Source organism: Micromonospora sp. Llam0, assembly GCF_003751085.1.
Lineage (GTDB): Bacteria > Actinomycetota > Actinomycetes > Mycobacteriales > Micromonosporaceae > Micromonospora_E.
In genome coordinates, this window is the sequence record NZ_RJJY01000002.1 from 1,811,616 (window position 1) to 1,826,472 (window position 14,857).

Below are 14,857 nucleotides of genomic sequence, written 5' to 3' on the forward strand. Positions count from 1 at the left end.
AAGATGGCTCCTCGGCTTGCCCGATCCACTGTGACCGCTTGGCGCGGGAGGACACCGACATGGCGCTGCCGTACGACCTCCGCAACGGCAACCTCGGCAACGACAACCTGCGCACCGGCCCCGGCCCCGGCCGACGGACCGTCCGGCGACGCCGGACGCGGCTGCTGCCCGGGCTGCTCGCGATCGTCATGGTCGCCGGTCTTGTCGCTGCGGTCGCACCGGAGAGCGGGTCGACGGTCGGGCACGCCGGGGCCGGCGGCGCAGGACCGGCCGGGTCGTGGCCGGCCGGCGTGACGGTCGGGGTGGACGGGGAGTTGACCGCACCGGACGTCGACACCGCGACGGCGGGTGCCCGGGCCAGCGGTCGACGGGTCGCCGTCGCCGGCCTGACCGACGAGCACACCCGGCACTTCGCGAAGCCGGACGGCGTGATGACCTTCGAGCAGCACGTGGTGCCGCAGCGGGTACGCCGGGACAGCGGCTGGGTGCCGGTCGACGCGACACTGCGCCGCGGCGGCACCCGGGTGGTGCCGGAGGCGACCGTACTGCGGATGTCGTTCTCCGCAGGCGGGTCCGGGCCGCTGGTGGAGCTGACCGACGGTGCCGCGCGCCTGGCCCTGTCGTGGCCGGACCCGCTGCCGGAACCGGTGCTGCGCGGCGACACCGCCACCTACCCTGACGTGCTGCCCGACGTGGACCTGCTGGTACGGGCCGAGCCGGAGTCGTTCGCCCAGATGCTGGTGGTGCGCAACCGTCGGGCCGCGACGCATCCACGGCTGGCCGAAATCGGCTGGCAGGTCACGACCGACGGTCTGGACCTGCGTACCCGCGACGGCGGCGTGGTCGAGGTGGTCGACGACGCCGGCCGGGTGGTGTTCACCGCGCCGCCGTCGCTGATGTGGGACTCGCCAGCGGCGGCACCGGGTGCGGCCCGCGCAGGAACCGGCCCGGTGGCGGACGCGCCGCCCGGCGGCCCGGCGGCGGACGCGCCGCCCGGCACCGTCCGGGAGATGCCGGTACGGCTCGCTGACGGGCGGCTCGTGGTGCGGCCCGACCAGGAGATGCTGCGCCACCCCGACACCACCTTCCCGGTCATGATCGACCCGTCGTTCTCGAAGAAGGCGGCGAACTGGTCGCCGGTGAACCGGGCCGACCCGAACCGTTCCTACCCGTCGGGCTCCGGCTGGCCCCGCGACTGGGTGCGGGTCGGGGCGACCTGGGGGCAGCCGAGCATGGTGTTCCGGTCGCATCTGCGATTCAGCATCTCGGCGATGGCCGGTCAGGACCTGGTCGGCAACCCGAGCTTCATCATCACGCTGGCCCACTCCGCCTCGTGCAACTCCACCCCGGTCGAGCTGTGGCGGACCAACACCATCGGCTCGTCGGGGAACGTGACCTGGAACGGGATGAAGAGCAAATGGCTGCACGGCGGGCCGTTGCAGACGAAATCGGCCCGGGCCAACGACGCCGGTGGCTGCGGCAGCCTGCAGCCGGACGCGTCCGTCGAGTTCTCCAACTCGAAGATCAAATCCCGGCTCCAGTCCGCGATGGACACGTCGAACAGCACCTTCACCTTCGGGCTGCGCGCGCCGAACGAGTCGGACCAGTACCAGTGGAAGCGGTTCAAGCCGGGCACGGCGAAGCTGACCGCCGACTACAACCTCAAGCCCAAGGCCCCGACCAGTCTCGCCATCACCGGCGACTGCTACCCGGGTGCCTGCTCGTCGCCGGCGATGGTGCGCAACCGCCGGCCGACCCTGCGGGCCAAGGTGACCGACCCCAACAAGGACACCATGCGGGTGCGCTTCGAGGTGCGCAACTCCGCGAAGTCGTCCGTGGTCGCCTCGACCGAGCAGGTCACCAACGTCAAGTCGGGGTCGTCGCCGACCTGGCGAACCCCGACGTTGCCGCAGGAGTCGACGTTCCACTTCCGGGTCCGCGCCAAGGATCACGTCGGCTGGGGGCCGTGGTCGGGCTACTACAAGTTCACCGTCGACACCAAAGCTCCGAACACCCCGGTGGTGGCCGGGGATCCGTACCAGCACAAGGACTCCGGGACCTGGAACGGCGGGGTGGGCCAGCCCGGCTCGTTCACCTTCGACCCGAACGGGTCGGACGACGTGGTGTCCTACCAGTGGCGAACGAACGGCGGATCGGTGTCCACCGTGCACGTCTCGGCCGGGGCCGGCCATGCCCGCGACATCGTTCCGCAACGCGACCTGGAGCAACTGCTGGAGGTACGCAGCGTCGACCATGCCGGCAACACGTCCGGCTGGCGGCCGTACCCGTTCTATGTCCGGCCGCAGCCGGTGGACGTGGCCTACTGGAAGTTCGACGACGGCAGCGGCGGCACGGCGACGACCGCTACCGGTGACCCCGCGTACGCCGGCGTCCTGCACGGCGGCGCCCAGTGGGAGGACTCGCAGCTCGGGCTGACCGACCCGGCCGCGTCCGGTACCGCGGTCTCCTTCGACGGGGTCGACGACTACGTGGAGATGCCCCGGGTGCTGGCCACCAACCACGCGGCCGGGTTCAGCGTGTCGGCGTGGGTACGGCCCGACCGGCTGGACGTCTACCACTCGGTGGTCGGCCAGGGCGGCGAGCACACGTACGCGTACCGGATCTACTACAAGCCCGAGACGGACCAGTGGTGTTTCCGGATGCCGCACGCCGACAGCACGACCGCCGGCAACTCAGCGGTCTGCGCGGCCCGGCCCCCGCAGGTCGGGGTCTGGACCCATCTGGTCGCGGTCTACGACCGCCCGGCCGGCAAGATCCGGCTGCACGTCAACGGTGGGCCGGACATGATCGACCCGGAGTTCGGTCAGGGCAGCACCGACGAGGCCGACGCACCCACGCTGTTGGCGTCGTCGGGGAGGTTCACCGTCGGCCGCCGCACCCCTGACCATTCCGAATGGTTCGCCGGCCGGATCGACGAGGTCCGCGCCTACCAGCGGGCGCTGACCGCATCCGACGTGGCGCAGATGTACGCGTCCTGCCGGTTCGGTACCTGCCCCGACGTCGCACCGGTCACCGAGCCGGTCCTGGTCGGCGCATGGGACCTCGACGAGGGGACCGGCAGCAGCGCGGCCGACAGTTCCGGGCTGAACAGCCACGCCACGCTCTCCGGCGGGGTGAGCTGGACACCGGACGGGTACGGCGGCACGACGGCGGCCACCTTCGACGGGTCGACCGGGGAGCTGCACACCGAAGGTCCGGTGCTGCTCACCGACCAGTCGTTCACCGTGTCGGCGTGGGCCCGGCTCGCCGACGGCGACGGCTGGCACGCGGTGCTCGGCCAGGACGGCGAGCTGATGAGCGCGTTCCGCCTGGAGTACGCGCTGTCCACCGGTGCCTGGTGTTTCCGGATGCGGCACGGCGACGCCATCGGCGCGGCGAGCACCATGGCCTGCGGACCCGCCCCCGAGGTGGGCCGCTGGACGCACCTGGCCGGGGTCTACGACGCGGCGGCACTGCAGATCCGGCTGTACGTCGACGGGCAGCTGGCCGCCACCGCCCAGTACAACAATCCGCCGTGGCGGGCGGACGGGGCGATGACCGTCGGCCGGATCGTCCACACGAAGTCCGACGGGATCTCCACCGACCACTTCGCCGGTGAGATCGACCTGGTCCGGGCGTACCAGGGAGCGATGACCGGCGCCCAGGTCGCCGACCTGTACGCCGACCAGTTCGACCAGACGCCGACGGTGGTGATCGACAGCCCGGCGGCCGGCGTGCGGTGGAGCGCGGGCGAGGAGATCACCTTCACCGGTGGGGCCACTGACGACCAGGGCACCCTGCCGGCCGACGCGCTCAACTGGCAACTGCGACTGGTCGACTGCACGGTCGCACCCTGCCAGTCCGAGGTACTCGACGACTGGTCCCAGACGGCAACCGGCACCTTCGTCACACCGGACGTCGCCTACCCGGCACACCTCGAACTCGAACTCACCGCCGACCGAGGCACCGGATTCCCAGCAACCGAAACAATCCAACTCCACCCGGCAACCGTCGACCTCACCTTCCAGACCGAACCAGCCGGACTGACGCTGTCGGTGGGACCACACACGGGGGTGGCGCCCTTCGAACAGCGGGTGATACGCGGCTCACGAGTCGAGATGCACGCACCAACCGACCAGTCCTCGGACGGTACGTCGTACGTGTTCGGCTCCTGGTCCGACGGCGGGGACAGCACCCATGAGATCACCGCGCCGGACACGGCGACCGGATACACCGCCCATTACCTGCCGCAGTCCGAGCAGACGCCGACAGTGGTGATCGACAGCCCGGCGGCCGGCGTGCGGTGGAGCGCGGGTGAGGAGATCGAGTTCGCCGGCACGGCCTCCGACGACCAGGGTGCGTTGCCGGCCGACGCGCTCAACTGGCAACTACGACTGGTCGACTGCACGGTCGCACCCTGCCAGTCCGAGGTACTCGACGACTGGTCCCAGACGGCAACCGGCACCTTCGTCACACCGGACGTCGCCTACCCGGCACACCTCGAACTCGAACTCACCGCCGACCGAGGCACCGGATTCCCAGCAACCGAAACAATCCAACTCGACCCGGCAACCGTCGACCTCACCTTCCGGACCGAACCAGCCGGGCTGTCCCTGGTCGTCGGCGGTGAGTCCGTGGTGGCGCCGTTCACCCGCACCGTCATCCAGGGCACCGGCGTCGAGGTGCGGGCGCCGGAGACCCAGGAGTCTGGGGGCACCCGGCACGACTTCCTCAACTGGGCCGACGACGCCGACCCGGACCGGACCATCACCGCACCGCCGACCGCAGCCAGCTACACCGCCCGGTACGCGCCGGCAGGCGCGACCTGCGGGCAAGACGCCTTCGGACACACCTGCGGGTCCGGGCAACGGGTGTTCGCGCCGACCACGGACGTGCTGGCGCTCAGCGGCGACGACGAGACGGCACAGGTCGACCTGCCGTTCCCCGTCTGGCTGTACGGGCAGGGGTACGACACCGCGTGGGTCGACACCAACGGTGCGTTGACGTTCATCGAGCCGGAGGTGTCCGTGCACTGGGTCGACCCGATTCCGTCGCCGTACCACTGGGGCATGGCCAACGCGGCGGTCTACCCGTTCTGGTACGACTGGCACGTTGACGGCGCGGCCAGCGTACGTACCGGGCTGACCGGTGCCGTCCCCGACCGGCGGTTCGTCATCGAGTGGCGGCAGGTGACGACACCGCATGACCCGTCCATCCGGGTCTCCTTCCAACTGGTGCTGCACGAGTCGGGGCAGATCAGCTTCGCCTGGGACGACATCGACCCCAAGGTGCCCGTGGAGCGTGGCACCGGGGCCGTGGTCGGGATCGAGAACGTCGACGGCACCGAGGCGTTGGCGTACTCACAGTTCAGCCCGTCGCTCGCGAGCGGGCAGGGCGTCACCTTCACTCCGCCGGACCCAGGGGCGGTCACCGGCGTGGTGACCGACGCGGCGGGCGCACCGCTGGCCGACACACTGGTCCGGTTGAACCCCGGCGGGTTCACCACCGCCACCGACGACGACGGTCGGTACGCGTTCACCGCCGTCCCGGCGGGCACCCACGGGGTGGTCGCGTCCGACCTCGACGGCCGATGCGCCGGCCCCGGTGCCAGCGCGGTCGTCCAGGTCGCCAGCGGCGGCTCGGCGACGGCCGACGTGGTCGTCGCGCCCGAGGACGGTACGGATCGGCCCGGCTGCGTCGAGGGACCCAGGTCCTTCCTGCCCGCTCCTGACGTCGTGCCACTGAGCGGCTACTACGGCAACACCGAGCTGACGCTGCCGTTCCCGGTCGCCCTGTACGGCGAGACCTACGAGACCGCGTGGGCGGACATCGACGGCGTGCTGACCTTCCAGGAGCCCGTCGGCGAAATCGACAACGTGACGCCGATCCCGTCACCGGACGGGTGGGCCACCACCAACGCCGCCATCTACCCGTTTTGGGCACAGTGGATGGCCATCCAGGGCGCCACTATCCGGACCGGCCTGCACGGCACCGCGCCGCACCGGCAGTTCGTCGTCGAGTGGCGCGACATGATGATGGACGCCGATCCGTACCCGCGTGCCTCCTTCCAGGTCGTCCTGCACGAGACCGGCGAGATCGCGGTGGCCTGGGACGGGGTCGGCACCCTGACGATGGAGCAAGGGATCACCGGCGTGGTCGGCATCGAGAACGCCGACGGCACCGACGCGGTGGTGTATTCGCAGTTCACCCCGGCACTCGCCGACGGCTGGGGAGTGCTGTTCACACCGCCGGACCACGCCGGTGCGACCGACGGCACGGCGATGGCCAACGCACATTTCACGCCAGCGCTGCCCAGCGGCCGGGGCGTGTTTCCAGCGAGCCGCAGGCTGAGGGGAAGTCGACGATGACGACAACCTGGTGGACCCATGGTGGCCGGACCACACCAGGACAGGTACGCCGCAGCGGGTGGCGGGCTGTCGCCGGGCTGCTGGCGGCGGTGCTCGCGGTGACCCTGGCCGAGCAGCCGGTACTGGCCGCACCCGAGGCCGGCACCCCCGAGCCGGCGTGGTCACCGCCCGAGGTTGCCGGAGTGGAGGTCACCGACCTCGGTGCGGGTTCCGCACCGAACTTCGCGGCCGCCGACGCGGTGGTCACCGGGGAACGGTCGGTCGACTGGCCGGCACCGGCGAACGAGTGGGTGACGCTGCCCGCCGGCTCGGTCACGGCCGCCGGCCGGGCCGACGCGGCCGGCGCGCCCGCAGCCACCCAACGCGGTCGGGTAGCCGCCGGTGGCCTGCCGATCCGGGTCGGTGCCGCGCCGTCGGCCGCGAGCGCCGCAGACGCCGGGGACGGAGACGAGCTACGCCGGGCGGAGGCGGCGACCCCGGCCCGGGTACGGGTCTCGGTCGCCGACCGGGCGGCGACCGAGCGGGCCGGCGTGCGGGGACTGCTGGTACGGGTGGCCCGCGACGACGGTCGGCGGGCCGCCGGCCGAGTCGCCGTCGAGGTCGACTATTCGGGTTTCCGACACGCCTACGGTGGCGACTGGTCGTCCCGGTTGCGGATCGCCATGCTGCCCGGCTGCCCGGAGCAGCCCGCCTCCGGCGCAGGCGCAGGCGCAGGCGCAGACGCGGGTGCTGGTGCTGGCACCGGCTGCGGCGTACCGGTGCCGTTGGCGACCGCGCGCGACCACCGGGCCGGCACCCTGGCGGCGGCGGTGCCGTTGCCCGCCGACGGTGCGGCGGTGACGCTGGCGGTGGCCGCCGACGAATCAGGCGACAACGGCGACTACTCCGCCACCAGTCTGAAGCCGGCCGCCACCTGGCAGGTGTCCGGCCAGACCGGCGGCTTCTCCTGGAACTATCCGCTGCGGATGGTGCCGGGGGTGGGCGGCCCGGAGCCGAACCTGAGCCTGGCGTACTCGTCGCAGGCGGTCGACGGGCTGACCGCCAACACCAACACCCAGGGGTCGTGGATCGGCGACGGCTGGGACCTGTGGCCCGGCTACATCGAACGCCAGTACCGTTCCTGCGCCGACGACACCGACCGGCAGGACGGGAACGAACCGAACAACAAGGACAAGAAGACCGGTGACCGCTGCTGGTTCAACCACAACGCCACGATGTCGCTCAACGGGCAGGCCACCGAGCTGGTCCACGACGGCGGCGGCCGCTACCGGGGGGTGACCGACGACGGCTCCCGGATCGAACGGTTGACCGACACCGGTCTCGGCAACGGCGACGACAACGGCGAGTACTGGAAGGTCACCACCACCGACGGCACCCAGTACTTCTTCGGGCGGCACCGACGCCCGGCGTACCCGTCGGACGGCGCGGCGACCAACTCGACGTGGACGTCGCGGGTCTACGGCAACCATCCCGGCGAGCCGTGCCACCGCTCCGGGGACTTCTCCGGATCCGGCTGCACCCAGGCCTGGCGGTGGAACCTGGACTACGTCGTCGACCCGCACGGCAACACGATGACCCTGTTCTACAGCCGGGAGACCGGCGCGTACGGACGGGAGAGCGACCCGGACAAGCGGACCACCTACCACCGGGGCGGCTACCTGACCCGGATCGAGTACGGCACCCGCCGGGGCAGCGAACACACCGCGCCGGTGACCGCCCGGGTGCTGTTCGACGTCGCCGACCGGTGCAAGCCGAACGCCACCTGCACCACCGGGAACCCGTCGGCCTGGCCGGACACCCCGTGGGACCGGTACTGCAAGGCGGCACCGTGCACCGACCAGCTGGCACCGACGTTCTGGACCCAGAAACGGCTGGCCAAGATCCGCAGCCAGGTGTGGCGTGGCTCGTCGTTCGCCGACGTCGAATCGTGGACCCTGCGTCATCAGTATCTCGACGCGGGTGCCACCGACGGCGAAGGCGTCCCGATGTGGCTGCGCGGCATCACCCGTACCGGCCACGTCGGCACCGCCGGCGGCACCGCGGTCGCCGACCCGGAGGTGACCTTCGACCCGGGCGGGATGCCGCTGGCGAACCGGGTCGACGGCCCGTCCGACGGGCGGACCCAGCTGTACCGGTGGCGGGTGCGCAGCATCGTCACCGAGTCCGGCGCGCAGATCGGCGTCGGCTACTCCGGTCGGGACTGCACCCGCGGCAACCTGCCGACACCGCACACCAACGGCCGCCGGTGCATGCCCCAGTGGTACGCCCCGGAAGGCTTCGAGCCGACCCTCGACTGGTTCCACAAGTACGTGGTGACCAGGGTCGACGTCTACGACAACACCGGTGCGTCGGCGCATCAGCAGACCAACTACGACTACCTGGACGACCCGGCCTGGCACTACGACGACTCCGAGCTGGTCGACCGCAAGAAGCGCACCTGGGGGCAGTGGCGCGGCTACTCCAAGGTCCGGGTCCGCAAGGGACTTGAGGGCCAGGGCGTCGAGTCGGCCACCAACTACCTCTACCTGCGCGGCATGCACGGCGACCGGGCCGGCCCGTCCGGCGGCACGAAGAACGTACAGGTGACCGACTCGCAGGGTGAGTCGATCACCGACCACGAGGCGCACGCCGGTTTCCTGCGGGAGGAGATCGTCCGCGACGGACCCGGCGGGTCGTGGGTGTCCGGGAAGATCCACGACCCGTGGCGGCACGGGCCGACCGCCACGTCCGGGCCGTTGAAGGCGTGGCTGACCGACACCGGCACCACCCGGACCCGTACCGCCCTCGCCGGTGGCGGCACCCGGTGGACCCGGACGGTGACGACGTTCGACACCACGTACGGCATGCCGGTGCGCATAGACGACCTCGGCGACGAGGCCACCAGCGCCGACGACAAGTGCGTCCGGCACGAGTACGCCCGCAACACGTCGACCTGGCTGGTCGACAAGGTGTCCCGGACCGAGACCGTCGGCGTCCGCTGCTCCGTCAGCCCGAGCCGACCGGCCGACGTACTCAGCGACGAACGGACCTACTACGACAACCCGGACACCTTCGGTGCCACCCCGACCCGTGGACTGGCGGTCCGCAAGCAGGAGGTCGCCGACTGGAACGGCAGCACGCCGGTCCGGGTGACCACCGAGCGGACCAGCTACGACGCCAACGGCCGGGCGGTCGAGGTCGCCGACGCGCTCGGCCGCACCACCAGCACCGCGTACACGCCGGCCCGTAACGGACCGGTGACCAGCACCCGGGCCACCAACGAACTCGGTCACGTCGTCACCTCGACGATGGAACCGGCCTGGCACCTGCCGACCCGTACCGTCGACGCCAACGGCCACCGCACCGAGCTGGCCTACGACGGGCTGGGCCGGTTGACCGAGGTGTGGCTGCCCGGCCGGGACCGGGCCACCCAGCGCGGCAACAGCCGGTTCGAGTACCTGGTCCGCAACACCGCACCCAGCGCGGTCACCACCCGCAAACTGCTGCCCACCGGCAACACGTACCAGACGTCGATCACCTTGTTCGACGGGCTGCTGCGGCAACGGCAGACCCAGACCCAGGCACCGGGCGGCGGCCGGGTCGTCACAGACACCGTCTACGACTCGCGTGGGCTCAAGGAAGCCGAGTCCAAGGAGTACTACGACACCTTCAACAACCCGCCGAGCACCACCCTGGTCGGCGTCGGGCAGCCGCAGACCCCGGGCATCACCAGCTACGTGCACGACGGTGCGGAACGGGTCACCCACGAGATCTACCTGGTCCGGGGGGCGGAGGCGTGGCGCACCTCGTACCGGTACGGCGGCGACCGGGTGCACACCACCCCGCCGGCGGGTGGCACCGCCACCACCACGATCACCGACGCCCGCGACCAGACGACCGCGCTGCGGCAGTACCACGGGCCGACACCTACCGGCAGCTACGACGAGACCCGGTACACCTACACCGAGCGGGGCGAGCGGGCCTCGGTGACCGACCCGGCCGGCAACACCTGGACCTACACGTACGACCAGCGGGGCCGGGAGACGCAGTCCACCGACCCGGACAAGGGCACCGCCGTCACCAGCTACGACGCGGCGGGCCAGGTCAGCACCGTCACCGACGCGCGCGGCGTGACCCTCGGCTACACCTACGACGCGCTGGGCCGGCGGACCAGCGTCCGCGAGGGCTCACCGACGGGAGCCGTACGCGCCGAATGGACCTTCGACACGTTGCCGAACGGGATCGGCAAGCCGGCCCGGTCGATCCGCCACCACGGCGGCCTGCAGTACGTGTCCGAGGTGACCGGCTACGACAGCGCCGGCCGCCCGACCGGCACCCGGATCGTCGTGCCGGCCGGGGAGACCGGCCTCGACGGGGTGTACGAGACCACCACCGAGTACCGGGCGGACGGGTCGACGGCGGCCAGCACGCTGCCCGCGGTCGGCGACCTGCCGGCGGAGCGGATGACGTACGCCTACAACGACGTCGGCGCACCGTCGTGGGTGGTGTCGCCGCTGACCACGTACGTCAACACGGTCGACTACAACAAGCTGGGCGAGCTGGTCCAGCGGGTGCTCGGGCCGCACGGCCGGCGTACCGCCGTCACCTACCAGATCGACGAGGCGACCGGCCGGGTGGTCAACGCGGCGGCGGTGCCGGAACTGCGCCCGGAGATCATGGACCTGGCGTACGGCTACGACGACGTCGGCAACCTGACCCGCATCGCGGACAGCCCTGGATCGGCCACCCCGAACGACACCCAGTGCTACCGCTACGACCACCTGCGCCGGCTCAGCGCGGCGTGGACCCCGGCCGCTGGCGGCCAGGACAACTGCGCCGCCGATCCGAGCGTGGCCGGGGTCGGCGGGCCGGCGACGTACTGGCATTCGTGGACGTACGACCGGACCGGCAACCGGCTCACCCAGACGGCGCACGCCGCCCGCAGCGACACCGTCACCACGTACACCCATCCACCGGCGGGCGGGGCGCGCCCGCACACGGTGACCGCCGCGACCACCGCCGGTCCGGACGGCACCAGCCTCGACACGTACGGCTACGACGCGGTCGGCAACCTCGACCGGCGAACGATCGGCGGCGACACCCAGACCCTGGACTGGGACCTGGAAGGCAACCTGCGGTCGGTGACGGACGGCGACGACGTCACCTCGTACGTCTACGATGCCGACGGCAACCGGCTGATCGCCCGCGACCCCGGCGGCGGCACCCTCTACCTGCCCGGCGGCGCAGAGCTGCGCTACGACGCCACATCCGGCACGCGGGCGGGAATCCGCTACTACTCGCACATCGACACCACCGTGGCGGTGCGGACCGGGCAGGGCCTGACCTGGCTGGTCACCGACCACCACAACACCGGCGAAGCGGCGGTACGCGACTCCGACCTGCAGGTGCAGCGCCGCCGCACGCTGCCGTTCGGCGGGATGCGTGGCTCCGGCCCGGCCTGGTGGGCCGGGGACAAGGGGTTCGTCGGCGGCACCCTGGACCGCACCGGGCTGACCCACATCGGTGCCCGCGAGTACGACCCGGCGTTGGGCCGGTTCATCTCCGTCGACCCGATCATCGACGTGGCCGACCCGCAGCAGATGCACGGGTACGCGTACGGCAACAACGCCCCACCGACCGTCACCGACCCGGACGGCCTGTTCGGCTTCAAGAAGCTGATGGACGGTGCCCGCAGCGTCGGCAACGCCGTGAAGAGCACCGCAGAGACGGTAGGTGGTGCGGTGGCCCAGGGCGCTGCCGCTGCCGGCGGTGCGGTCGCCGACTTCGCCGTCGACACGTACAACCACATCAAGGAAGACCCGCTGAAGTTCGCCACCGAGGTGGCCGTCGGGGTGGCAGTAGGTGCCGTGGTAGCGGCTACCTGTGCAGCACCACCGGGTATCGGATGCGCTGTCGGCGTCGGAATCGTGGCCGGGGCAGCGGCGGCCGCCGCCGGCTACGGTGTCGACGTCGCCCAGGGCGATCGGGAATTCTCGCCAAGGGATCTGACGACGGAGATGGTGGTCGGGGGCGCTATCGGCGGACTGACCGGAGGGCTTGGCAGAGCGTTGACTCCGGCCTTGAAAAGTATCGGCGGGAGGCTTTCAACACCGTTCCGGAAAGCTTGCAATAGCTTTATTCCGGGCACCGCCGTGGCAATGGCCGACGGCAAGCTAGAGTCCATCGAAAACGTACGAATCGGCGACCAGGTACTCGCCACGAACCCCAACACCGGCGAAACCACCGCCGAGGATGTGACAGCCACAATAACCAGCCACGGAACCAAGGTACTCGTCGATGTCATCGTGGCGGAGCACCGAGCAGACACTGCCAGTGGAACGGTCACTGCCACCGATAATCACCCATTTTGGGCAGCCAACCGGGATTCATCCGGCCGCTGGGTAGAAGCAGCAGCTCTAAAACCCGGTGACATGCTGCTCGCCCCAGATGGCAGCAAGGTCCGAGTTCTCGCGATCGTCGCCTACGCCGCAACCGCAACCGTTCACAACCTGACCGTCGCGACCCAGCACACCTATTATGTAGCGGCAGGCAATGTCAATCTACTCACCCACAACGATAATAGGCGCTGCCACCTCCACCCCGACGGGGACGGTGTTGATGATTTTGGACAACCTTGCTACTTCTGCAACAGCCGCACGCAGCAGCCAATTAGTTCAGGTGTACCACATTCAGTAGCAGAAGTCCGACCAGAATCGTCATTGAGAGCCGTCAGCGGATTCACCTCGTCAATGCAAGGTGGAGATGACCTATTCACCCCTGGCTTGTGGCTCGCAATTGCGGCGGCACGATTTACTCAATGGGCAGCCACAAAAGCAGCTTCCGCCATCAGAAGATCTAATCGACCCAACAAGGGCGGTGGTGGCGGCTATAACTGGTTCCATTAGCACTCAATCATCAGCTCAGGCCGAAGCGTTCGGCCCCGATCACCAGCGCCCATGACGTCCACCAGTAGATGTTGGCCGGGGCGGAGTCGAAGGTGGCGGTCTCCATGAACTGGTGCACCAGGCGAAGGTGGCCTGCCCGGTAAGGGTCTGGACGGCCTGGTCGCCAAGGGCGAGCGCCTTGTCCAGCTCGGATTGGTCCTGCCGGACGTAGGTGGTGGCGAGCAGGAAACATACGTCGATCTCCAGAGCGGGTACGGTCGGGGTAGCGCATGCCCGCCGGCCAGGTCAGCGGTCGGCGGCTGGCCCGCTGTCCAGGAGGTTGGCGACAGTATGGTTGAGAAGGCCGACACGGTCGGTTCCCGGATCCGGTACTGGCGGATGCGTCGGGGCGGGATGAGCCAAGGCGTTCTCGCCGGCCTGGCCGGCGTCAGCCAGCCGTACATCTCGCAGTTGGAGTCCGGCAGCAAGAGCATTGACCGGCGGTCGACCTTGGTCGCCATCGCGAGTGCTCTTCAGGTGACCGTGGCCGACCTGCTCGGTCAGGGCACCGAGCCGGGGGATCCGGCGCGGGACCGGGCCGGGGCGTGTGTTCCGCAGATCTGGTCGGCCCTGATCGAAATCGAGGACGGCGAGCGGCAGGCGTCAGCCGTCACTGCTGACGAGCTTGCCGCGCGGATCGCCCGTGGTGACCAGCTCAGGGCGGGCGCGAACTATCCGGCGATGGCTCCGATGCTGCCCGATCTGCTACGTGCGGCCGCCGCCGTTGGTGGGGTCACACTCGCCCATGTCGCCTATCTGACCTCGACCTGCCTGCGGAACCTCGGCTACCGGCATCTCGCGTTGAACGCCGCCCGGATCGCGGTAGCGGCCGCCGAGGACGTGGAGGATCCGGCCTGGATCGGTGCGGCGCGGTTCGCGTACACCCAGAGCCTGCCGATCGAGTCCGCTGCGTACGCGGCACGGGCCGCCGACCGGTCGCTCGCCGAAGTCCAGGCCGACGCTGCCGATGAGCGGGTACGGCAGATGCTCGGCCAGTTGCACCTTTCGGCGGCGTTGACCTCGGCCGTCACCGGTCGAGTGGACACCGCTCGTGATCACCTGGCGGAGGCAGCCAGGGACGCGGCGAGCCTCGGGGATCCAGCCGACGGCGCGGGCTTCAACGGCTGCGGCTTCGGGCCGACGAACGTCGGCCTCTGGGAGATGTCGATCGCCGCCGAGCTGGGTGAGCACGGCCGCGTCATCGAACTGTCCCGTACGGTGCGCCCTCACGTCCTCGTCGCCGCCATCCGTCACCAGTCCTACTGGTTGGACCTCGGCCGGGCGTTGTCCGCCAGTGGGCGGCGCGACGGCGAGGCGCTGGCGGCGTTCGTCCAGGCCGAACGGGCTGCGCCAGCGCCGTTCGCGTTGAACCCCCTCGCACGTGAGGCCGTCGTCGCCATCACGCACCGCACCCGACGTCGCGCGGTTCCCGATGACCTGCGCATGCTGGCCGGCCGGCTCGGCATCAGACTGTAGTCATAACCACCAGTAATAGATCAACTACAACCAACTCCTACCGTCCTGTGTGGCGCATGCAACCGCATGCCCAGCCGACCAGGCGGCAGG

The 14,857-nt window shown here is 70.4% G+C and carries 3 protein-coding genes; all 3 read left to right on the forward strand.

The window, feature by feature from the left end:
* The first annotated feature begins 38 nt into the window (after positions 1-38).
* The 3 genes from EDC02_RS35530 to EDC02_RS35540 all read left to right on the forward strand — a co-directional run bounded on the left by EDC02_RS35530 (position 39) and on the right by EDC02_RS35540 (position 14,767).
* Positions 39-6,368: a LamG-like jellyroll fold domain-containing protein gene (locus EDC02_RS35530; RefSeq protein WP_148083768.1), complete on the forward strand. Its 6,330-nt coding sequence runs from the start codon at positions 39-41 to the stop codon at positions 6,366-6,368.
* On the forward strand, positions 6,365-13,252 hold the full coding sequence (locus EDC02_RS35535) for a polymorphic toxin-type HINT domain-containing protein (protein ID WP_123606497.1): 6,888 nt from the start codon (positions 6,365-6,367) through the stop codon (positions 13,250-13,252). The genes EDC02_RS35530 and EDC02_RS35535 overlap by 4 nt, the downstream gene beginning before the upstream one ends.
* A 330-nt stretch (positions 13,253-13,582) precedes the next feature.
* A complete protein-coding gene (locus tag EDC02_RS35540; protein WP_123606498.1) occupies positions 13,583-14,767 on the forward strand; it encodes a helix-turn-helix domain-containing protein in 1,185 nt (394 codons plus the stop codon).
* Positions 14,768-14,857: the final 90 nt, after the last annotated feature.

What these genes read in the sequence shown, in the direction of transcription:
- EDC02_RS35535 (WP_123606497.1), top strand. Translation starts at nt 6,365, where the DNA reads ATGACGACAACCTGGTGGACCCATGGTGGCCGGACCACACCAGGACAG.
- EDC02_RS35540 (WP_123606498.1), top strand. Translation starts at nt 13,583, where the DNA reads ATGGTTGAGAAGGCCGACACGGTCGGTTCCCGGATCCGGTACTGGCGG.